Annotated in this window: 20 protein-coding genes; 17 read left to right on the top strand and 3 right to left on the bottom strand. The window is 47.7% G+C overall.

Going from position 1 to position 20,607, the window contains the following annotated elements; all coding sequences use genetic code 11:
• The first annotated feature begins 125 nt into the window (after positions 1-125).
• The 15 genes from HBN98_RS05830 (at position 126) to HBN98_RS05760 (ending at position 15,795) form a co-directional block, all read left to right on the top strand.
• Positions 126-404: a hypothetical protein gene (locus tag HBN98_RS05830; RefSeq protein ID WP_083368279.1), complete on the top strand. Its 279-nt coding sequence runs from the start codon at positions 126-128 to the stop codon at positions 402-404.
• A gap of 153 nt (positions 405-557) precedes the next feature.
• Entirely contained in the window at positions 558-854 is a 297-nt protein-coding gene (gene ihfB, locus HBN98_RS05825) for an integration host factor subunit beta (protein ID WP_083368280.1), read from the top strand.
• 53 nt (positions 855-907) lie between these two features.
• Positions 908-1,093 carry a lipopolysaccharide assembly protein LapA domain-containing protein gene (locus tag HBN98_RS05820; RefSeq protein ID WP_083369410.1) on the top strand — a complete coding sequence of 62 codons (186 nt, stop codon included), beginning with the start codon at positions 908-910 and terminating at the stop codon, positions 1,091-1,093.
• Positions 1,094-1,210: 117 nt separating this feature from the next.
• Entirely contained in the window at positions 1,211-2,260 is a 1,050-nt protein-coding gene (locus HBN98_RS05815; protein ID WP_083368281.1) for an LPS O-antigen chain length determinant protein WzzB, read from the top strand.
• 412 nt (positions 2,261-2,672) lie between these two features.
• Positions 2,673-3,932, top strand: a complete 1,260-nt coding sequence (locus tag HBN98_RS05810; RefSeq protein WP_169844038.1) for an oligosaccharide flippase family protein — start codon at positions 2,673-2,675, stop codon at positions 3,930-3,932.
• On the top strand, positions 3,919-5,091 hold the full coding sequence (locus HBN98_RS05805) for an EpsG family protein (RefSeq protein WP_083368283.1): 1,173 nt from the start codon (positions 3,919-3,921) through the stop codon (positions 5,089-5,091). The genes HBN98_RS05810 and HBN98_RS05805 overlap by 14 nt, the downstream gene beginning before the upstream one ends.
• The gene (locus tag HBN98_RS05800; RefSeq protein WP_169844037.1) at positions 5,091-6,293 is read left to right on the top strand and encodes a glycosyltransferase family 4 protein; all 1,203 of its coding nucleotides are present in this window, start codon (positions 5,091-5,093) and stop codon (positions 6,291-6,293) included. Before HBN98_RS05805 ends, HBN98_RS05800 begins: the two co-directional genes overlap by 1 nt.
• A gap of 13 nt (positions 6,294-6,306) precedes the next feature.
• Positions 6,307-7,344: a polysaccharide biosynthesis protein gene (locus HBN98_RS05795; RefSeq protein ID WP_083368284.1), complete on the top strand. Its 1,038-nt coding sequence runs from the start codon at positions 6,307-6,309 to the stop codon at positions 7,342-7,344.
• Positions 7,345-7,347: 3 nt separating this feature from the next.
• Positions 7,348-8,466: a UDP-2-acetamido-2,6-beta-L-arabino-hexul-4-ose reductase gene (wbjC, locus tag HBN98_RS05790; RefSeq protein ID WP_083368285.1), complete on the top strand. Its 1,119-nt coding sequence runs from the start codon at positions 7,348-7,350 to the stop codon at positions 8,464-8,466.
• Positions 8,467-8,877: 411 nt separating this feature from the next.
• Positions 8,878-10,008: a non-hydrolyzing UDP-N-acetylglucosamine 2-epimerase gene (gene wecB, locus HBN98_RS05785; RefSeq protein WP_083368286.1), complete on the top strand. Its 1,131-nt coding sequence runs from the start codon at positions 8,878-8,880 to the stop codon at positions 10,006-10,008.
• Positions 10,009-10,022: 14 nt separating this feature from the next.
• Positions 10,023-11,276, top strand: coding sequence for a glycosyltransferase family 4 protein (locus HBN98_RS05780; RefSeq protein WP_083368287.1), 1,254 nt, complete (start codon positions 10,023-10,025; stop codon positions 11,274-11,276).
• Positions 11,276-12,241 carry a UDP-glucose 4-epimerase family protein gene (locus tag HBN98_RS05775; protein ID WP_083368288.1) on the top strand — a complete coding sequence of 322 codons (966 nt, stop codon included), beginning with the start codon at positions 11,276-11,278 and terminating at the stop codon, positions 12,239-12,241. Before HBN98_RS05780 ends, HBN98_RS05775 begins: the two co-directional genes overlap by 1 nt.
• On the top strand, positions 12,238-13,266 hold the full coding sequence (locus HBN98_RS05770; RefSeq protein ID WP_083368289.1) for an MraY family glycosyltransferase: 1,029 nt from the start codon (positions 12,238-12,240) through the stop codon (positions 13,264-13,266). The genes HBN98_RS05775 and HBN98_RS05770 overlap by 4 nt, the downstream gene beginning before the upstream one ends.
• Positions 13,267-13,352: 86 nt before the next feature.
• Complete coding sequence (locus tag HBN98_RS05765) at positions 13,353-15,347, top strand: polysaccharide biosynthesis protein (RefSeq protein ID WP_083368290.1); 1,995 nt, start codon at positions 13,353-13,355, stop codon at positions 15,345-15,347.
• 112 nt (positions 15,348-15,459) lie between these two features.
• A complete protein-coding gene (locus HBN98_RS05760) occupies positions 15,460-15,795 on the top strand; it encodes a ComEA family DNA-binding protein (protein WP_083368291.1) in 336 nt (111 codons plus the stop codon).
• 75 nt (positions 15,796-15,870) lie between these two features.
• Here HBN98_RS05760 and HBN98_RS05755 read toward each other — a convergent pair whose 3' ends face one another.
• The gene (locus tag HBN98_RS05755) at positions 15,871-17,151 is read right to left on the bottom strand and encodes a Wzz/FepE/Etk N-terminal domain-containing protein (protein ID WP_083368292.1); all 1,281 of its coding nucleotides are present in this window, start codon (positions 17,149-17,151) and stop codon (positions 15,871-15,873) included.
• A 314-nt stretch (positions 17,152-17,465) separates the two neighbouring features.
• Here HBN98_RS05755 and HBN98_RS05750 point away from each other — a divergent pair, with 314 nt between their 5' ends.
• Together HBN98_RS05750 and fabF are read left to right on the top strand one after the other, a co-directional pair.
• Complete coding sequence (locus tag HBN98_RS05750; RefSeq protein WP_083368293.1) at positions 17,466-18,263, top strand: SDR family NAD(P)-dependent oxidoreductase; 798 nt, start codon at positions 17,466-17,468, stop codon at positions 18,261-18,263.
• Between the two features lie 17 nt (positions 18,264-18,280).
• Positions 18,281-19,555 carry a beta-ketoacyl-ACP synthase II gene (gene fabF / locus HBN98_RS05745; protein ID WP_083368294.1) on the top strand — a complete coding sequence of 425 codons (1,275 nt, stop codon included), beginning with the start codon at positions 18,281-18,283 and terminating at the stop codon, positions 19,553-19,555.
• Here fabF and HBN98_RS05740 read toward each other — a convergent pair.
• Both HBN98_RS05740 and HBN98_RS05735 read right to left on the bottom strand, forming a co-directional pair.
• Positions 19,552-20,109, bottom strand: a complete 558-nt coding sequence (locus HBN98_RS05740; protein WP_083368295.1) for a TetR/AcrR family transcriptional regulator — start codon at positions 20,107-20,109, stop codon at positions 19,552-19,554. The genes fabF and HBN98_RS05740 overlap by 4 nt on opposite strands.
• A gap of 172 nt (positions 20,110-20,281) precedes the next feature.
• On the bottom strand, positions 20,282-20,449 hold the full coding sequence (locus HBN98_RS05735) for a DUF2897 family protein (RefSeq protein ID WP_003226857.1): 168 nt from the start codon (positions 20,447-20,449) through the stop codon (positions 20,282-20,284).
• Between the last annotated feature and the right edge of the window lie 158 nt (positions 20,450-20,607).

Below are 20,607 nucleotides of genomic sequence, written 5' to 3'. Positions count from 1 at the left end.
GTTTTCCGGTGAAACCAATCGTTATTCGTTGTGGTCTGTTTCTTTAATCGGATCAATCGCCTATTCGCGACTAAGCTGGGTATTAGTCGTGCAGTAGTCGGGCGTTGCCTGGCATAAGGAAGTGGATGAACAGATTTATAGTCTTTATGGCGGTGTTGGTGCTGGCCGGCTGCACAACGAGTGCGAAGACGCATGCAGTGCGTGGCGTCAGCGGTATCGAGATCGACTGCTCCGGCCTGGGTTCGGGGTGGGAGAAGTGCCAAAAGCGTGCGGCGAAGGAGTGCAAGGGGGCAGGTTATAAGGTCATCACCCGATCTGACGCTGCAAAGGATGAGGATGAGTTTCCATTTGGCTTCAATCCCGCAGGCTACGTCACTCGAACCATGCTCGTGATGTGTCGCTGAATGCGCTCTGATCCGGTTTGGTGCTTCTGTGTCCTGAAAGCGGGCGTTTCAACGCTGAGGAAGATATGTCAATCCCTGGGCTGTTCAAAATCTTCCGGGCGTGCTAAAACCTTTCAAGCGCTGATCTAGCTGCTTGAAAAAGAAGGGAAAAATATGACGAAGTCGGAGTTGATCGAACGAATTGTCACCCATCAAGGGCTACTCTCATCCAAGGATGTGGAGCTGGCCATCAAGACCATGCTTGAACAAATGTCCCAATGCCTGGCCACGGGTGATCGTATTGAGATTCGTGGTTTTGGCAGCTTTTCCCTGCATTATCGTGCGCCACGTGTAGGTCGCAATCCTAAGACCGGTCAGTCCGTCAGTCTTGATGGGAAATTTGTTCCGCATTTCAAGCCAGGTAAGGAGCTTCGGGATCGAGTGAATGAAGATGAGGGGGAGGCGTTGTGATTCGCGAGCGTCGGAGCAATGCAGCGTTTCGTTACCTATCCTCTCTATTTCTGATGCTATTGGCGGTTTCGATAATTGCATTCGTGCTTGAAAACCAGGAGACAGTTGAGGTGCAATTTTTGGGGTGGCTGATGCCTAGGCTCCCCGTCTCACTCTATATATTGTTGCCATTATTATTTGGATTGGCTGTTGGACCGTTGCTAAGCTGGTATTTTCGCTCCAAAAAGCCCCGAGGCTAGCGCCTGTTACGTTTTAAAGTAAAATTTTCTTAGGGATGAGTAAAAGTAGCTTTTCAATGCTGAGCACTTTGTTTTGAGTGGCTGGTTATTAATTTACAAATAAGGATACTGTTTTCCATGTCACAGATCTCAGCCGCCTCAAAAAACAGCGATGAAATAGATATTGTTATGTTAATCAAGGTGCTTTGGGCTCAAAAATTCATGGTCGCTGGTATTACGATGCTAGTGCTAATGGGTGCAGCAGCTTATGCCTTTACCGCAAAACCTCTGTACGAAGCTAGAGTTTATATGTCACCTCCTACCCAGAATGACATTGCCGATTTCAACTACGGTAGGGCATTGAATTCTGATTTACCCCCATTTGCTGTTAAAGATATTTTTGATGTTTTTACCCGTAATATTTTTAGCGAGTCTTTGCGCCAGACTTTCTTCGAAGAGGTCTATTTACCCTCGTTGAGTGAAGCAGCTCGTAAGACATCTCGTGATCGACTTTATCAAAGTTTCTCGAAGCGGCTCGTTGTTGCTGCTGGAAGTAAAGAAAATCCTGATCATTATTCAGTCGTTGTGCAAAGCTATGATCCTGCTGAGGCAAGTCAATGGGCGCGATCTTATGTTAGCAAGGCCGGTGATGCTGCAAAAAATGAAATGATCAAAAACGTTGTCCGAGAGGCTGAAGTTAGAGCAAGAAACCTGGAACAGCAAATTAATGGTCTCCGTGAAAGTGCACGTCGTGAACGAGAGGATAGGATAAAAGTTTTGGGAGAAGCTCTTACAATTGCCAAGTCGATAGGGCTAACTAAGCCAGTTATTATAAGTGGCAAAAATCCGGCGGAATTATCTCTAGGTGTGGACAGTCCAGCTTTGTACATGCGTGGAAGTGAAGCTCTTCAGGCTGAAATTGAAGGGTTGGAAAGCCGTGAATCCGATGATCCTTTTATTCAGAATCTTCGAGTTCTTCAAGTCAAGTATTCTTTTTTGAAAAATCTTAAGATCGATCCATGTAGTGTGGCGGTGTTTCGCCAGGATGGGTTGGTTGACGACCCTGATAGTCCGATCAAGCCGAATAAGTTGTCGATATTAATGCTCGGGGCCGGGCTTGGGATTTTCTTAGCGGTGCTGGTGGTTTTCTGTAGGCATTTTTTACCTTTGTTGCGCTCAAACAACTAATATTTTCCTCTTCTGGTGGGGCGTTCGATTTGCTACGTCGAGTGCCTCAGCTGCCTCAGCACGGTTCACTCCCTATGGTTGGAGCGGGCGTGGCTAAATTTTCTTGAGTAAAAATTCGTTTTTTCCGAGATTCTCAGTATTGGCTGACGCTTTTCGAGGTGCTGGGTTCGTTTCTTTCGAGTGACAATGTGCTGCCCTGCGTGTGGAGTTGGCTGAGGATGATGCATATAAAAAATCTGGTAACGCTATTGTTATATCTGAGAGATAATGGCCGACGTAGAGCCGTGCTGCTTGGATGCTTTGAGGGTGTCCAAAATTAAATTAATGCAGCAACGAGCTATACTGTGTTGTTTTTTTTCTGAAGATGTGGTAGGCGGAAGATTATGATTGTCGGACAGGGATGCAGAGAGGAATGATTAAGCCAATCATCAATATTGGTTTTCAGGCAATCTTCAAGTTAATATTTGCTATCGCGTCTCTGAAGGTGGTTGCTTTTTATGTCGGACCTAACGGAATGGCAGTGGTCGGACAGATACAAGCTTTTCTTCAAATTCTTAGTGCTGGTGCATCATCGGTAACTACCACCGGTGTAGTTAAGCTAATAGCTGAAGATAAAACTCCAAAAGAGCGAGCTTTGCAATCTTCATTAGTATTGCTTACAGCCTTTAGCTTTTCTTTTTTTCTTATTCTGCTTTTCGCTGATGATGTTATATCAAATTTCTTCTTGCAAGGGGAGTGGGGTCGAGCGTTACTGCTTTTGCCGTTAGGCGCATTTTTTTTAGGCTTGAATAATTTATTTGTCTCTTATTTTAACGGTTGTCAAAAATATAACGAATATTTTTGGTTCTCTGTTATAACTGCGCTACTTACGGCATTGTCAACGTGTGCTCTAGCGATTTCATTCGGAAAGTCTGGGGCGATCTACTCTATTGCGTTAGCTCCAGTCATCGCTGGACTTTTTGTGTTGCTTTTGCCTGCACGATTTCGGCTTCCAAAGTTTAATTTAATGGTCTTGGATATAAAGACTATAAAAGTGTTGTTGTCATATTCATTCATGGCTTTAGGGTCGGTAATCGTTGTCTATGGGGTACAAATAGCTCTGCGGGATTATATAGCTATTAACGGCTCATTAGCGGAGGCGGGGGTATGGTATGCGGCCACCCGGTTGTCTGACATATACATGGGTATTTGTAGTGTGCTGTTTTCTACTTTATTGCTACCAAAGTACAGTTCGGAAGAGAATAGTAACCTGACTCGAATGGTGCTGAAGGTTGGCGGTGTGGCTTTTGGCTTCGTCTTAATGATGGTTGCTTCAATTATCTTGTTTGCGGATTTTGCGATATCTCTTGTCTATGGTGACGCTTTTTCTAAGGCGGCTGGAGTTATGAAAGTATATGTGGTTGGTGATGGTCTGAAATGTTTGAGCTGGGTTTTTCTTTATATAATGATAGCCAAACAGCATGTAAAATTTTACATCGCTTATGAGGTATTCAGTGCATTGCTGTATCTGGCTTTTTGTGTGATGTTCTTTCGTTTTTATGGTTTTCAGAATATGGCTTTTGGATATGTATTGCAGGGAGGTATTTCCCTGTTTGTGGTGCTGATATGGTTTTTTGCGGGGAAATACAAAACTTCACAATCAGATAAGAAAGATAGGTATGACCCAGTATAACGTTGTATATGGTTTGGTTTGGTTGTTGGCTATTTTTTCGCTAAGAAAAAATAGCAAAGCTTCTGTCTATCTTTTTCTTGTGCAAGTAATATTGCTCGCATTTTTTGTAGGTCTTAAGTTTCAAACTGGCTACGACTGGCCTATTTATGAAGCCCATTACGCCGCAGTAGCTAATGGTGAAACGTTTTATCTTGAATTTGAATTCGGATACGGATGGCTTGTTCAGATTGCAACGAGTATAGGGTTGACTTTCGAGCAGTTTTCCGCTGTGGTTAGTATATCAGAGGTTTTATTTATTGCTTTGGCTGTCAGGCGTTTTTTTCCTCGCTACTGCTTGGTTGTTATGGCGGTAATGTATTCCGTTCCAGATTTTTATTTAATACCGACATTTTCCCTGCTTCGCCAAGGTCTTGCAGTAAGCATTTTTTTAATAGGTGTTTATAAGTTTTTTTCGGGTAGTAAGTTTGTTGGTATTGTTCTCTTTGCGATAGCTTGTTCGTTCCATTATTCAGTCGCAGGTGGAATCTTGTTGCTTATTCTGGTAAGCACGGTTCCTTTGGGGCGAGTGACATTTTTATTGGTTTTTTTGATATCGGTAGTGCTGTATATTTCTTCATTTGATATTATACGAGGTGTTGTTGAGATTTTAATTGTTTATGTAAATCCGAAATATATGATTTATCTTGATCGTGATGTTTTTAATGCTTCCTTTGCCTATCGAGGCGCATTTGCAATTATTTCTTTAGTATTTTTTGTATGTGTATATTTGGCTTGGGTGAAGCGTGAGTCTGTTACTGGTCAACAGCAATTCAAAAGCACAGACGTGCTCACTTATAAGCTGGCATTTCTAGGGGTCTTAATACCTCTGATTATATTTGGATTTCCTACCTTATCTACTCGTTATCAATTCTTTTTTGCAATTTTTCTAGTGGGCGGTGCCCTTGAGGCTTTGCAAAAATTAACATATGCAAGTCGTTTTGTTATGGTGTTCCTCATTGCAATAATTGCATATCTGCCGTTCTATAGATTTCTTTCAAGTCCGCTTTCGATAGTTTATATACCCTATCAAAGTCAGATGTTTTACGATCATACAAATTCAACTGGGCAGGATCGCACTAACGATTTGCTTAACCAATTAGACGTACTATGGTCCAAATAATGAAGAAAAGTAAAGATATCGTTTTGCTTACAACTAAATATGCAGATGATAAGAAGGATGCTTGGCTGACCAATGAGTTAGCCTATTCTTTGCTTGATGAAGGAAATAAAATTTCAGTAGTTGTCTTTTCCTGGTTGAAAAATGAGCCTGCTTCCTTTGCCAAGATGATTGATGGCATAGATGTTATCAGAGTCAAGCTTCCATCATTTTTTTATAATACTGGCGTCGTCGGCACGGCGCTTAAGGTTTTTCTGTTCCCTTTCTTCGCTCGTCATGAGGTTAAGAGGCATGTGAAGAAATGCGATTTATTAATCGCCAATACACCCTGTGTAACTATATTGGGAATGTCGCGTTATTTTCGGAAGAAATATAATTCCCAGACCTATTTGGTGCTTTGGGACTTTTTTCCATATTATCTCAAAGATCTTGGTGCTATACGGAATAAATTTTTCTTCGGTTTTTTTCGTTATCTCGAACAGTTGATGTATAAAAGCTTCGATCGTATTGGTTGTATGACAGATGGCAATGCGAAGTTTCTGTTTGACAACTTCCCTGAAGTTGATCCTAAGCGTGTGGAAATATTGCCGCTTTGGGCCAAAATCAAGCAAGTTGATCCTGTAGACAGGTCGGCGATTCGGGCGAAGTATCACCTACCCTCTACCGGTTTTATTGCGGTTTATGGTGGGGCTATGTCTATTGTTCAGGAGTTGGATAATATTCTCGATTTGGCCGAGCTTTATTCTGGCAGTGATATAACTTTTCTCTTCATAGGGAGAGGAACTGAGAAAGAAAGGCTAGAGACGTCTGCCGTAAATCGCGGCCTGCGTAATATAAGATTTATCGATTACGTTCCCCGGGATGAGTATCAGCATGTGGTACAGGCCTGTGATGTCGGTTTGATTTCGCTTTCAAAAAAATTGACTGTTCCAAGCTTTCCTTCCAAATCATTGGATTATTTTAAGGTCTCTCTCCCTGTGCTCGCGTCCTTGGATCCAGTCACAGATTTTGGAGATATTCTTGAAAATAAAATTTGTGCCGGATTTGCGGTCGTTGCTGGAGATGTTGCCAAACTAAAAGACAAATTGGATTTGTTGATTAATGATGCTGAACTGTGCAAGGCGCTAGGAGCCAATGGTCGGCAGTATTACGAAAAATACTTGAGCGTTGAGAACGCAAGAAGTATTATCATTTCATCACTATAAGTAGGGTCTTCTCATGGCTATTTCTTTCAATAACTCGACGCTTCTAATCACCGGCGGTACTGGCTCCTTTGGTAATGCTGTACTAAAGCGTTTTCTTGATACAGATATCAAAGAAATCCGCGTGTTCAGTCGTGATGAAAAAAAGCAAGATGACATGCGTAAAAAATACGCAAATTCCAAACTGAAATTCTACATTGGTGATGTTAGAGACTTTCAAAGTGTTCTCAACGCTACTCGTGGAGTAGATTATATTTTTCACGCTGCCGCGTTGAAACAGGTTCCTTCATGCGAGTTTCACCCCATGGAGGCTGTCAAAACTAACGTCCTGGGTACTGATAACGTTCTAGAGGCGGCAATTCAGAATAACGTCAAGCGCGTTGTTTGCTTGAGTACTGATAAGGCTGTTTATCCGATCAATGCAATGGGTATCTCCAAGGCAATGATGGAAAAAGTGATGGTTGCCAAATCGCGCAACGATAACAATACAGTTATTTGCGGTACACGTTACGGTAACGTAATGGCTTCCCGTGGTTCTGTAATTCCATTGTTTGTAGATCAGATTCGTTCGGGTACCCCCCTTAGTCTGACCGATCCAAACATGACCCGTTTTATGATGACCTTGGCGGATGCTGTCGACCTGGTCTTGTACGCGTTCGAGCATGGAACAAATGGTGATATGTTTGTCCAAAAAGCTCCTGCGGCTACCGTGGAAGTATTGGCAAAAGCATTGGTTAATATGCTTAACGTTCCGGATCACCCTATTCAAGTGATCGGTACTCGTCATGGCGAGAAGCTTTTTGAGGCGTTGCTCAGCCGTGAAGAAATGGCTTGTGCTGAGGACCGAGGCGACTATTTCCGCGTCCCACCAGATCTGCGTGATCTGAATTATGCTAAGTTTGTCGAACAAGGGGAAACTAAGATTTCCCGTACAGAAGATTATAATTCGCACAATACTGAGCGACTTGATGTGGAAGGAATGCAAAAGTTGCTTCTCAAGTTGAACTTTATGCGCGCTATTCAGCGTGGCGAGCACGCGACACCCGAGGAATAAGAGATGAAGGTTCTGATTACAGGTGCCAATGGTTTTGTCGGCCAGAATCTTATTTCGCATCTGAGCGAGAAGTCGGATGTTGAGGTGCTCCGTTTTACTCGTGAAGATGCGCTTCAAAGCCTGCCAGAGCTAGTGGCTCAAGTTGATTTTGTTTTCCATTTGGCTGGTGTCAATCGTCCACAGAACCCGCAAGAGTTCTATGCTGGTAACACTGATCTGACTCGCGAACTTTGTGATTCTATTCGACTAAGTGGTCGAAAAGTTCCTGTTTTATATACTTCGTCCACTCAAGCTGGATTGGATAATGCATACGGGCAAAGCAAGCTGGGCGCAGAGCAAATATTGCTTGATCTTAGCTCAGAGTATGGTTCGGATGTTCACGTATGCCGCTTGCCCAACGTTTTTGGAAAGTGGGCCCGCCCGAATTATAATTCGGCAGTTGCAACGTTTTGTAATAATATTGCTCGTGATCTGCCAATTACGATTAATGATCCGCTTGCGCGCATTAACTTAGTTTACATCGATGATGTCATTTCATGTTTTGTTGATGTAATGGAAGGCCGGAAATCAGGTGCGCCGTTTGTTACTGTTGAACCGCAATATAATGTTTCGGTCGGTGAAATTGCCAAGCAGTTGACTACCTTTCGTGAAAGTCGTGAGTCGCTGATTACCGAGTCGGTAGGTACGGGATTTGTCAGAGCTCTGTACTCCACTTACCTGAGTTATTTACCGCCGGAAGATTTTACTTACGAAGTTCCCAAGCACGGTGATCCGCGTGGCGTCTTTGTAGAGATGCTCAAAACCAAAGATGCCGGACAGTTTTCATACTTTACTGCGCACCCTGGGATCACGCGTGGAGGGCATTACCATCACTCAAAGACCGAGAAATTCCTCGTCATTAAGGGCACGGCATGCTTCCGCTTTCGGCATATTGTCTCAGGTGAGTTCTATGAGTTGGTGACCACCGGAGACAAACCGGAAATCGTCGAAACAGTTCCCGGTTGGAGTCATGACATTACCAATATGGGAGTTGAGGAGATGATCGTGATGCTTTGGGCGAACGAAATTTTCGATCGCGAAGCCCCTGATACCTATACTTATCCAGTTGGTACTCAGGCTTAGATTAGTCTAGGCGCCGTTCTGTTTTTTAAATCAGGCAGGACGGCGTCGTATTTACGCTAATCTCACCCCCCTTAAAGGCTGTGATCGGGCTAACTTTATTTTCCGACAATTTATTATACTAATTATGGTTCTGTGGTCTGATAGTTGTTCGCTATTGAATGTTTTGTTGATATCGTTTTTTCCGATTGGTTGCGATTTGACGTGCTTTTCCAGGTCGACTTGGCTGAACCTACATTGGAGTGATGTGGCTCTTCGAGCTTCAATTCGGCTATTTAGCGGCTCAGAATCGTGTCCGCCCGTCCAGTAATGGTCCCAGTTGGACTTCTTGCTTGCCAATGGATGGCGTTCATGGCGGTTGGAGATTAGAATTGTCGATTGTTTTTATCACTTATTAAAATGTGACATTTAAAAATGAAAAAATTGAGAATCGTTACCGTAGTGGGTACTCGCCCAGAAATTATTCGTTTGTCGCGGGTTATGGCTGCTCTGGATAGAGACTGCGACCATATATTGGTACACACCGGTCAGAACTATGATTATGAATTGAACGAAATTTTTTTTCAGGATCTCGGAATTCGGAAACCTGACCATTTTCTGAATGCTGCAGGTGCGACTGGTGCAGAAACCATTGGTAACGTCATCATCGCTGTTGATCGTGTATTAGCAGAGGTTAAGCCTGAGGCTCTTCTTGTGCTGGGCGACACCAATAGCTGCATGGCTGTAATTCCCGCTAAACGACGGAAAATTCCGACGTTTCATATGGAAGCAGGCAATCGTTGCTTCGATATGCGTGTACCCGAAGAAATTAACCGACGTATAGTCGATCACACAGCAGATATTAATCTAACCTACAGCACCATTGCGCGTGACTATCTGCTGAGCGAAGGGCTGCCGCCAGATAGAGTTATTAAAACTGGTAGTCCAATGTTTGAAGTGCTCAATTATTATCGAGAAGGTATTGAGGCTTCGGATGTTATTGAGCGACTTGGCCTTGAGTCGGGTAAATATTTTGTTGTAAGTGCGCACCGAGAAGAGAATATTGATTCCGATACCAATTTCGGAAAGCTAGTAGCCGTACTAAATGCTGTTGCGACTCAGTATGATTATCCAATTATTGTGTCCACTCATCCTCGGACGCAAAAACGTGTTGACGCAATGGGTGCGAAATTTCATAAGAACATCTGCCTATTGAAGCCACTTGGCTTTAAAGATTACAACAAGCTGCAATTAGAGTCCAAGGCGGTACTTTCTGACAGTGGTACGATTAATGAAGAATCGTCGATTCTTAATTTCCCGGCGTTGAATATCCGTGAAGCGCACGAACGTCCAGAAGGTATGGAAGAGGGCGCCGTAATGATGGTTGGTCTTGAGTCTCAGCGGGTCATGCAGGCTCTACAAGTACTTGAAGGGCAAAGCAGAGGGGAAGTTCGCAGTCTGAGACTTGTAGCGGACTATAGTATGCCGAATGTAGCCGATAAAGTAGTTCGAATAGTTCACAGCTATATTGACTATGTGAATCGTGTTGTTTGGAAGAAATACTAAACTGAGCTGCAGGAATGTCTGATAATAAATTAAGGATTTTAGTAGTTACTCAGTATTTTTGGCCTGAAAATATGCGCATCAATGATTTGGTGCGCGATTTTTCTGATAACGGTCATGAGGTAACTGTATTGACGGGGATGCCAAACTATCCTGAAGGGACGGTGTTTCCTGAGTATAAAAGCGATCCCGAGGGGTTCAAGAGTTATTTTGGTGCGCGTGTAGTTCGCGTTCCTCTTATCGCTCGTGGTAAAAATAGTATTCGCTTGGTACTAAATTACCTTTCTTTTTTTATCAGCGCTTCTGTATTTGGTTCAGCTAAATTACGCAATGAAAGGTTTGATGCCATTTTTGTGTATGCTGTCTCACCAATTATGGCAGCGATACCTGCTATTTTGATCGGCCGAATGAAAAGGGCTCCGGTTTATATTTGGGTTCTCGATCTGTGGCCGGAGACCCTTCGAGCCGTGGGTGTATTGCGAAGTCCCACCCTTTTAGCCATGGTAGGGAAGGTCGTTTCGTGGATTTATAATCGTGCCGATTACTTGCTGTTACAGTCTAACGGGTTTTCAGATGATGTAATAAAGTACTGCACAAACCATATTGATACGGAACGCCTGGTCTACTTTCCCAGTTGGGCCGAGGATGATTTTTCCAATGTTTCTGTAAAGACATCCGATTTGTTAAAGCGAGATGACTTTAACTTTACTGTTGTCTTCGCCGGCAACTTGGGCGATGCACAGGATCTGCCCGCAGTGTTAGAAGCTGCAGAATTATTGAAAGATACAGCATCCGTCCGTTGGGTTATAGTTGGCGATGGGCGCATGAGTAAATGGCTTAGTGAGCAAGTTGAAGCAAGAGATTTGCGAAATGTGTTGTTGTTAGGTCGCCACCCTGTTAGCGCTATGCCGGAAATATTTGCTTGTGCGGACGCATTACTTGTGTCGTTGAAGACAAACGACGTTTTTGAAAAAACGGTTCCTGGAAAAGTTCAGGCATATTTAGCGTCTAGCAAGCCTGTCTTAGGCATGATTAATGGTGAGGCTGCCAAGATTATTGAAGAGTCTGGGTGTGGATACGCTTGTGCGTCAGGGGATGCCCAATCACTTGCCGACATTACTTTGAAAATGGCAATGACTGATGCGGTGCAACGCGAAGAAATGGGGCGGCTGGGTCGCTCTTATTACTTAAGTCATTTTTCTAAAAAAACGCTATTAAAACGTCTAGAAGACTTGTTTCACTCTGGGACGTTACGCAAGGATGTGAAATAATGTCGAGGTCCATCTTTTTAACCGGCGCCACTGGATTTGTTGGTAAGGCAATACTTGGTCGTCTGGTCCGTGAAAGTTATGCGGTTATTGCTCCTTTACGTAAAGGATCGGAGACACCTGTCGGCGATATAAAAAAAATCAATATTGATACTATCGACGGCTCCACTGAGTGGCAAGGAAGTTTTGCCGATGTAGACGTAGTCATACATTCGGCGGCTCGTGTTCATGTAATGACCGACACAGCGGTTGATCCTTTAGCTGCATTTCGACAGATTAATGTTGAAGGCACTTTGAATCTGGCTAGGCAGGCTGCTGCAGGAGGCGTCCGGCGATTTATCTTCATCAGCTCAATCAAAGTCAACGGCGAAGGAACCTCGATAGATACTGCTTATTCGCCGGATGATGTACCCGCTCCTGTGGATCCTTATGGGATTTCAAAAAAGGAAGCAGAAGAAGCTCTTCAAGCGCTGGCGGTCGAAACCGGCATGGAAGTTGTCATCATTCGGCCAGTATTGGTTTATGGCCCCGGCGTGAAGGCTAATTTCCAAAGTATGATGCAATGGCTTGACAAAGGTGTGCCTTTGCCTTTTGGAGCAATTCACAATAGTCGCAGTCTCGTCGCTGTTGACAATCTAGTGGACTTGATTCTTGTCTGTATCCGTCATCCGGCCGCCTCTAATCAAATTTTTTTAGTGAGCGATGGCGAAGATCTTTCAACTACGCAGCTGCTGAAAAAAATGGCGTTCGCTCTCGACCGACCGCCCCGTCTCTTACCTGTACCGGCATGGACATTCAAGTTTGGCGCAGCAGCGCTGGGTAGAAAGGATATATCCAATCGTTTGTGTGGATCATTGCGTGTAGATATCACTAAGACACGTGTGCTACTGGGTTGGTCTCCTCCAGTTTCTGTGAATGAAGCACTAAAAGTCACTGCACAACATTTTCGAGAAAGTAGAATAAAATGATCTATTGGTGGTTGGTACCGACAGTGGTCTTAGTGTCGTTGATTCTGACAGCGGTTTTGCGACGTTATGCTTTGGCTCGCAGCATTCTCGATGTTCCAAACTCCCGAAGTTCTCACTCGATGCCCACTCCGCGCGGTGGTGGGGTAGCGATAGTTATAGCTTTTTTGTTGGTATTGCCGGTTTTGGCTTGGGCGCATTTGGTTGCGCTACCGCTGCTGATTGGCATGGGGGGGGGCGGGACAATAGTCGCAATAATCGGATTCATGGACGATCACGGTCATATTGCTGCCCGTTGGCGATTGCTTGGGCATTTTTTTGCAGCCGCCTGGGCTTTATTCTGGCTGGGAGGCATGCCTCCTGTCAGTTTGCTGGGACTGAGCGTAGATCTTGGTTGGCTCGGCCATTTTTTGGCTGCCATCTATCTAGTGTGGATGTTGAATCTCTATAACTTTATGGACGGGATTGATGGGATCGCCAGTGTTGAGGCCATCTCGGCCTGTCTAGGAGCTTGCCTGATTTATTACTTGAATGGATTCGAATCCCATATCTGGATCCCGAGTATGTTGGCTTTGGCGGTGACAGGATTTTTATTCTGGAATTTTCCTCCAGCACGTATTTTCATGGGGGATGCGGGTAGTGGATTTTTGGGCGTAGTTCTTGGCGTGATCTCTATTCAGGCTGCCTGGATAGCGCCGCATCTGCTTTGGACCTGGTTGATTCTGCTAGGCGTGTTCATCGTTGACGCCACTTTTACCTTGATACGACGTCTTCTCCGTGGAGACAAGGTTTACGAAGCCCATCGTAGCCATGCCTACCAGTTCGCTTCACGCCGATATCGCAAGCACCTGCCTGTGACCATAGCGGTCGCAGCAATTAACCTAGGGTGGTTGCTACCTATCGCTCTGTGTGTTTCCTACTTCAACTTAGATGGTGCATTAGGTCTGATAATTGCCTATGTTCCTTTGGTTGTTCTGGCGGTGAAATTCCGTGCGGGTGAGCTCGAGATAAAATCTAGCCCTCGCTGAGAGATTCAGAGTTTTTTAAGTGGCGAGTGCGTCTGGCTCGTCACAAGCGTTCAACAGGGGGGCAGTACGAGGTGTACGACGGAGTTATGGATAAGTTACGCACACTGTTGCTAGGGTTGCCACGCCGGCAAAAGCGCTTCATTCAGGTCTCGGCGGATGTCGTCTTGGTGTGGGCTGCGCTGTGGTTGGCTTTTTTGGTGCGGCTTGGTATCGACGATATGGTAAACCCGTTGATAGCTCACACTTGGCTTTTCTTGATCGCGCCGGTGGTGGGTATACCACTGTTTATTCGTTTTGGAATGTATCGTGCCGTGATGCGATATTTTGGCAACGACGCACTTGTAGCGATTATCAAGGCTGTCAGTTTGTCGTCATTGATACTCGGCGTGATTGTATTTTGGTATAGCAACCACCAGACACTGGTCCCACGCTCGATCATTTTCAACTATTGGTGGTTGAGCATGATCATGATCGGTGGTTTGAGATTGGCTATGCGTCAATACTTTCTGGGTGATTGGTTCGCTGCCGCGCAGCACGTACCTTTTACTAGTCGGGACGACGGCTTGCCAAGAGTCGCTATTTTCGGGGCCGGCGCCGCGGGTAACCAATTAGTTGCTGCGCTTCGCATGGGACGTATCATGCGCCCGGTAGCGTTCATAGACGACGACAAGAGCATTGCTGATCGAGTTATATCCGGGCTTCAGGTGTACAAGCCGAAACACATCCAGCAAATGATCGACGACACGGGGGCTCAGGAAATTCTGTTAGCGATTCCTTCTGCAAGTCGTGGCCGGCGTCGTGAAATTCTTGGTTTCCTTGAAGGCTTTCCGCTCCATGTCCGAAGTGTTCCAGGATTTATGGACCTAGCCAGTGGCAGGGTTAAAGTTGATGATATCCAAGAGGTCGACATCGCCGACTTATTGGGACGTGATGCCGTTCCGGCGCAGGGCGATTTGTTGGAACACTGCGTTACGGGTTTATCGGTCCTGGTCACAGGTGCCGGAGGATCAATCGGCTCGGAGCTTTGCCGACAGATTCTGGCCTTACGTCCGAAGATGCTTCTCCTGTTTGAGCATAGCGAGTTTAACCTTTACAGCATCCTCTCCGAGCTTGAACAAAGAGTCGCTAGAGAATCTCTTTCCGTTCGTCTTCTACCCATTCTAGGATCAGTACGAAATCAAGATAAGTTACTGGATATCATGAAAACTTGGCGCGTCGACACGGTATATCACGCGGCAGCTTACAAGCATGTTCCAATGGTTGAGCACAATATCGCCGAAGGTGTGCTTAATAATGTAATCGGCACGCTCAATACTGCGCAGGCAGCGTTGATGGCAGGTGTCGCCAATTTTGTTTTGATCTCTACAGATAAAGCTGTGCGCCCTACAAATGTAATGGGTAGTACAAAGCGTTTGGCCGAGATGACATTACAAGCACTCAGCAGGGAACTCGCCCCCGTTCTCTTCGGTGACGTGACCAATGTTTCCAGGGTTAACAAGACGCGCTTTACTATGGTGCGATTCGGTAATGTGCTGGGCTCCTCGGGTTCGGTAATACCGTTGTTCTATAAGCAGATCAGGTCTGGTGGGCCTTTGACAGTCACCCATCCAAAGATCACACGTTACTTCATGACCATTCCAGAAGCCGCTCAGCTCGTTATTCAGGCCGGCTCGATGGGGCAGGGAGGCGATGTGTTTGTATTGGATATGGGGGAGCCGGTAAGAATTGTGGAGCTCGCCGAAAAAATGATCCATCTTTCAGGCTTGAGCGTTCGCTCGGAAAAGAATCTGCATGGCGATATTTCCATAGAGTTCACTGGCTTGCGGCCTGGTGAAAAGCTCTACGAAGAGTTGCTGATCGGCGATAACGTGGCGGCCACCCAACATCCGATGATCATGACTGCCAACGAGGATCATCTGCCCTGGGACGTGCTTAAAATCAAGCTGACTGAATTGCTCAGTTCAGTCGAGCAGGATGACTACGTTCGCGTTCGCCAGCTTCTTCGTGAAACCGTCAGCGGTTACGCTCCTGATGGTGACATTGTCGATTGGATCTACCAGCAGCGCCGATTGGAGCCTTGATCGTTTCACATTCGGTAACGTAGGCGTTTTTGACAGCTCCAGCATATCGACTAAATTTGGGAAGCAGCTTAGGAAAAGCTGCTTCCCAATTAATGTCATGGAGCGTCATCTTATGCGTACAAGCTACTTTTACTCGCTGGTATTTGCCCTTCTAAGCGGAGCATCGATTGCCGCTATCGCTGCTCCGGAGGCTAAAACGGCGCCTGTCGAGTCTTCCGTAGTGATGGACTCGGTTGTTAAAGCGAATACTGATAAGGTTGACCTCAATGCTGCAGACGCTTCCACGCTTCAGCGCGAGCTGAGTGGTATTGGTGAGGCAAAGGCCAAGGCGATTGTTGCGTACCGTGACAATAACGGACCATTTGCATCAGTGGATGAACTGCTTGAAGTCAAGGGAATCGGGAAAGCAATTCTGGAAAGGAATCGTGACAGGTTGGAAGTAAATTAATAAAGATATAAAAAGCCGATCATTGATCGGCTTTTTTATTACTGACTCGTTCAATAGTAATATGCTAACTGCTGGTCACTGGTCAACCCTTTTTTTCGGAAACATAACTATTCGTGCCAGCGCAAGCATTGTGCCGAGCAACAATCCAAACACCAAGCCCAAGCCCACGATCAATGCTTTCTTCGGTTTTATCGGTGATTGGGGTGGCGACGCTGGTCTGTCGATATTAACCAGATCAAATTGTTCAAAGTCGACATGAAGATTTTTTAGATGCGCCAGTTCCTCGCGTATATCACTCAGGCCTTTGAGAAACAGTTCCTCGTTTCTACGTTGTTTAAGTAACGCAACCTGACGATTGTTGGCGAGCAGACTGAGCTCTTTCTGAATTTCGTCAACGCGAGTTTCGGTGAAATCATCAGAGTTTCGTGAAACCAGTGTTGCGCGTTCTGCTTCCAGTGCCGATTGACCCATGAAGTACAAAGGTATTGTCTGGTTGCTCACCTCGGTACGAATCATATTGCCCTGCCTCGTCTGCGATGCTTCACCAAACGCGGACGGTGTAGTCGGGGAGACAATACCCAGTTTCTTGGCAATGGATATTGCTTCGTCCAATTGCTTGATCCGATTCTGCCGACGAGTTTGCAGTTGCTGACGCAGAGCCTTCAGCTCGTCCTGAAGGTTTTCCTTCTTGAGTTGGTCTTTCTCCAGAAGCTCTGCAATTTTTGAATCAGTTTCAGCTTCATATGCAGCTTTCTTTGAAACGAGCTTTCTCTCGGTCTGGGCGATGCGGTTGGCAATGATTTTATTAAAGTCTGCTTCGACTTTTTCTTTTTCGCGCTTGATTACAAAGTCGGTGAAGTTGTTGACGATAGAAACGCCATCCATCCCCGACGGATACTCCGCGCCAAATTGGATCGCGTCGGAAAGACTGGCGGCTTTTTTAGAGTCTATCTGCTCAACTGAAAAAGCATTTGCGTTGAAACTGTTGAGTGCATCTTTTGTGGACATCCCATCGCGCTGTAGCGGAGATAGCAACTCGGGATTTGCCTGGAAAAATTGCAGGCGTACATAATAGGACTCAAGCGACGAACCGACGCGTTTTAGCGCTTCTTGCGGCTCAATTTTATAGAGACCGGACTCGTTCAGCGTGTCCAGTTCTGCAGAGGCAACAGGTGTAATGTAGTTTTGGACTTTATATTGCGGTTTTGCCGTTAAAACATAAGTAACTGCAATTGCCGTAGACAGCCCGGTAAATAGCAGAATTATGCCTCTTTGCTTCCAGATATCCCGAAGGAGTGCGGGAATATCGATCTCGTGATGCTCATTCTCTGAACGTATTTTTGCAGGGAGATTCATTAAACGCTCACGTTGAAAAATTAGGTGCTGTCGGAAGCCGCGCAGTACGCTGTGGAAAAATATTTAGCAATATTTTGCATTCTCGCGTATCTAAAATCTGTCCACAAGCTATTGACAGCAAAACTGTCATATTCCTCTGAACGCTCTGCTCTCGGGTTTTCAAAGGCAACGAGGGCTCTTTGTGAACCCAGACTGAGCTCCCGGTGGGCCACGCAATTCGTTTGCAGTCTGTAAGATTACATCTGTAATATTTTCCAGGGGCATGGCTATACTCATGCCTCATGTCATCACCTACGCCCACCGGGAGCACATTTATGAATGCTGTCCAGTCTCAGGGCTCAGCCCTTATCACCGGCGCCTCTTCCGGCATCGGTGCGATTTACGCCGAGCGTTTGGCGTCGCGCGGCTACGATTTGCTGCTGGTCGCGCGCGATGAACAGCGACTGCAGGCTGCCGCCAGTAAGCTGCGCATGGAGCATGGCGTACAGGTTGAAGTGCTCAAGGCGGATCTCACCCACAAAGACGACGTACTCAAGGTCGAGCAGCGCCTGCGCAGCGATTCGGTCATCAGCCTGCTGGTGAACAACGCCGGGGTCGCCACCGAGGGGCTGTTGGCCAATGCCGACATGGAGCAGCTGGAGCGTCTGATCCAGCTCAACATCACGGCGGTCACCCGCTTGGCGTCGGCCGCCGCGGCCAGTTTCACCAAGGCCGGTCGCGGCACGATCATCAACATCGCCTCGGTGGTGGCGTTGTTTCCGGAGCGCTTCAACGCGACCTACAGCGCCAGCAAAGCCTACGTATTGAGCCTGACCCAGTCGCTCAACAGCGAACTCGAAGGCACCGGCGTCAAAGTGCAAGCGGTGTTGCCTGGCGTTACCCGCACCGAGATCTGGGAGCGCTCTGGCATCGACGCCAGTGGCATTCCGGCGGAGATGGTGATGGAGGCCGGCGAGATGGTGGACGCGGCGTTGGCCGGTCTGGATCAGGGCGAGTTGATTACTATCCCGTCGCTGCCGGACGAAGGTGAATGGCAAGCGTTTGTACGTGCGCGGCATGTCATGGCGCCGAATCTGTCGCGCAGCTCGGCGGCTCAACGCTACAAAAATTGATCAGAGGTAACTGCGGTATGAGTCAGCGTCGAATTGTTGTCACCGGCATGGGTCTGGTTTCGCCTTTGGGCAGTGATGTCGAAATTGTCTGGCAGCGTTTGCTGGCCGGGCGCTCGGGCTTGCGCAATTTGCCGGACGCGGTGAGCGCCGATCTGCCGACCCGGGTCGCCGGGATGGTGCCAACGGCGGCGGATGACGCCGAGGCCGGTTTCGATCCGGACCTTGCTACGCCGCCCAAAGAGCAGAAGAAGATGGACCGCTTCATACTGTTCGCCATGGAAGCGGCGCGCCAGGCATTGGCGCAGGCCGGTTGGCAGCCGTCCGAGGAGCAGCATCAGGTGCGTACCGCAACAATCATCGGCTCCGGTGTTGGCGGATTCGGTGCAATAGCCGACGCCGTACGCACGACCGACAGTCGTGGCCCGCGTCGTCTGTCGCCGTTCACCATCCCATCGTTTCTGGTCAATCTGGCAGCCGGGCATGTATCGATCCAGCACGCTTTGAAAGGCCCACTGGGTGCACCGGTGACTGCCTGTGCTGCCGGAGTGCAGGCGATTGGCGATGCTGCGCGGATGATTCGTGCCGGTGAAGCGGATATCGCTGTTTGCGGCGGTGCGGAAGCCTGTATTGACCGGGTCAGTCTGGCCGGTTTTGCCGCAGCCCGAGCGCTGTCCAGCGGCTACAACGACACCCCCGAACGTGCCTCAAGACCGTTCGACAGCGGGCGTGATGGGTTCGTGATGGGCGAGGGCGCCGGTCTGCTGGTAATCGAATCGCTGGAACATGCGCTGGCACGTGGTGCGCAACCTTTGGCTGAGCTGGTCGGTTATGGCACCACTGCCGATGCTTATCACCTGACCGCCGGGCCGGAAGATGGCAGCGGTGCACGACGGGCGATGCAGTTGGCGCTGGCTCAGGCAGGTGTCGCGCCGGATCAGGTGCAGCATCTCAATGCGCATGCGACGTCCACGCCAGTGGGAGATCTCGGCGAGTTGGCTGCCATCAAGGCGTTGTTCGGCACTGAAAATAAAATTGCCGTGACCTCGACCAAGTCGGCCACGGGGCATTTGCTCGGGGCAGCGGGCGGGCTGGAAGCGATCTTCACCTTGTTGGCCATCCGCGATCAGGTTGTGCCGCCGACGCTCAATTTCGACAACCCGGACCCGGCGAGCGCAGGTGTAGACATCGTTCACGGCCAAGCGCGTTCGATGCCGATCGAATATGCGTTATCCAACGGTTTCGGATTTGGCGGAGTGAACGCCAGCGTGTTGTTCAAACGTTGGCAGGCTTAATCCTGCGACTGCTTGAGATGATCGCGAGTGACGTCGAGGATGCGTTGGGCCAACTCGACGTCGGCGACACTGCGCGACAGCAACAACGCGCCCACCAGCGTCGACATGATGACGATGGCCTGGTCGGCTCTGTCGTCGCCGTTCAGCGTATTTGCGATCTGATCCAGTCGACTGCTGAGCACATGATCACTGGTCGGGCTAGGCTGCCCGCGCAGGCCCAGTTCTGAAGAAATGGTCAGCAGCGGGCAGCCTTCGTGCGGTGAGGTCTGATGCCATTCGGACAGATAGGTGTCGATAAACGCGTGCAGCGGATTTTCCTGGGCAAAGATCTCGGCGCACAAGCCGTCGACTTGATCGCTCGCTGCCTGCAGGGCTTTTTCGACCAGTTCGTCCTTGGATTTGAAGTGTGAGTAGAAGCCGCCGTGAGTCAGCCCCAATGCTTTCATCAGCGGTTGCAGGCCGGTGGCACCGATGCCGTCCTTGCGAAACCGCGCGGAGGCTTCCTTGATGATTCGCTGATGGGTCTGAGCTTTATGATCTTGCGAGTAACGCATGTGGAACTCTCCGCAACAAGACCGCCATCTTAACCAAGGAAAATGACATGGTGACTGTACTTCTACTGCTTAAAATTCGGTTGTTGAGTTCAATATGATCCTTATGTGCGAGTAACGGCAACGAAACGTGCCTAAAAAAACAAACCCCGCCGATTCAGGCGGGGTTTTTCGTTCAACGGTCTTGCGCGTCCTTGATGTCCGCTTCGGCATTGCGCTGCGCAACGCGCTTGCGTTCTTCGTCGGTCAGTTCGACCTTGTTGGCAGTGTCGCGCAGCATCATCAATCCGCCAACGATCGAGCCGATTGCAACGACCAGAATCAACCAGGCATACCAGGGCATAACGGCTCTCCTTAATGGCAGCTCGACGGGCGAGGATTTCGCCTGCAATGCTGCATACCACTTTTGAGCGAAGTCAGTTCGCAGTGGTTCCATTCTAGGCCCGAGATCCCCGCTATGCCTTAATTCCCTGTAGGCGCTGCCGAAGGCTGCGATCTGTT

Source organism: Pseudomonas koreensis (genome assembly GCF_012986595.1).
GTDB classification, from domain to species: Bacteria; Pseudomonadota; Gammaproteobacteria; order Pseudomonadales; family Pseudomonadaceae; genus Aquipseudomonas; species Aquipseudomonas koreensis.
The sequence above is the reverse complement of the archived record's forward strand: the minus strand, read 5'-3'. Positions and strand labels throughout refer to the sequence as shown.

Excerpts from the sequence above, each read along its gene's own strand:
- HBN98_RS05830 (WP_083368279.1), top strand. The coding sequence starts at position 126 with ATGAACAGATTTATAGTCTTTATGGCGGTGTTGGTGCTGGCCGGCTGC.
- ihfB (WP_083368280.1), top strand. The coding sequence starts at position 558 with ATGACGAAGTCGGAGTTGATCGAACGAATTGTCACCCATCAAGGGCTA.
- HBN98_RS05820 (WP_083369410.1), top strand. The coding sequence starts at position 908 with ATGCTATTGGCGGTTTCGATAATTGCATTCGTGCTTGAAAACCAGGAG.
- HBN98_RS05815 (WP_083368281.1), top strand. The coding sequence starts at position 1,211 with ATGTCACAGATCTCAGCCGCCTCAAAAAACAGCGATGAAATAGATATT.
- HBN98_RS05810 (WP_169844038.1), top strand. The coding sequence starts at position 2,673 with ATGATTAAGCCAATCATCAATATTGGTTTTCAGGCAATCTTCAAGTTA.
- HBN98_RS05805 (WP_083368283.1), top strand. The coding sequence starts at position 3,919 with ATGACCCAGTATAACGTTGTATATGGTTTGGTTTGGTTGTTGGCTATT.
- HBN98_RS05800 (WP_169844037.1), top strand. The coding sequence starts at position 5,091 with ATGAAGAAAAGTAAAGATATCGTTTTGCTTACAACTAAATATGCAGAT.
- HBN98_RS05795 (WP_083368284.1), top strand. The coding sequence starts at position 6,307 with ATGGCTATTTCTTTCAATAACTCGACGCTTCTAATCACCGGCGGTACT.
- wbjC (WP_083368285.1), top strand. The coding sequence starts at position 7,348 with ATGAAGGTTCTGATTACAGGTGCCAATGGTTTTGTCGGCCAGAATCTT.
- wecB (WP_083368286.1), top strand. The coding sequence starts at position 8,878 with ATGAAAAAATTGAGAATCGTTACCGTAGTGGGTACTCGCCCAGAAATT.
- HBN98_RS05780 (WP_083368287.1), top strand. The coding sequence starts at position 10,023 with ATGTCTGATAATAAATTAAGGATTTTAGTAGTTACTCAGTATTTTTGG.
- HBN98_RS05775 (WP_083368288.1), top strand. The coding sequence starts at position 11,276 with ATGTCGAGGTCCATCTTTTTAACCGGCGCCACTGGATTTGTTGGTAAG.
- HBN98_RS05770 (WP_083368289.1), top strand. The coding sequence starts at position 12,238 with ATGATCTATTGGTGGTTGGTACCGACAGTGGTCTTAGTGTCGTTGATT.
- HBN98_RS05765 (WP_083368290.1), top strand. The coding sequence starts at position 13,353 with ATGGATAAGTTACGCACACTGTTGCTAGGGTTGCCACGCCGGCAAAAG.
- HBN98_RS05760 (WP_083368291.1), top strand. The coding sequence starts at position 15,460 with ATGCGTACAAGCTACTTTTACTCGCTGGTATTTGCCCTTCTAAGCGGA.
- HBN98_RS05755 (WP_083368292.1), bottom strand. The coding sequence starts at position 17,151 with ATGAATCTCCCTGCAAAAATACGTTCAGAGAATGAGCATCACGAGATC.
- HBN98_RS05750 (WP_083368293.1), top strand. The coding sequence starts at position 17,466 with ATGAATGCTGTCCAGTCTCAGGGCTCAGCCCTTATCACCGGCGCCTCT.
- fabF (WP_083368294.1), top strand. The coding sequence starts at position 18,281 with ATGAGTCAGCGTCGAATTGTTGTCACCGGCATGGGTCTGGTTTCGCCT.
- HBN98_RS05740 (WP_083368295.1), bottom strand. The coding sequence starts at position 20,109 with ATGCGTTACTCGCAAGATCATAAAGCTCAGACCCATCAGCGAATCATC.
- HBN98_RS05735 (WP_003226857.1), bottom strand. The coding sequence starts at position 20,449 with ATGCCCTGGTATGCCTGGTTGATTCTGGTCGTTGCAATCGGCTCGATC.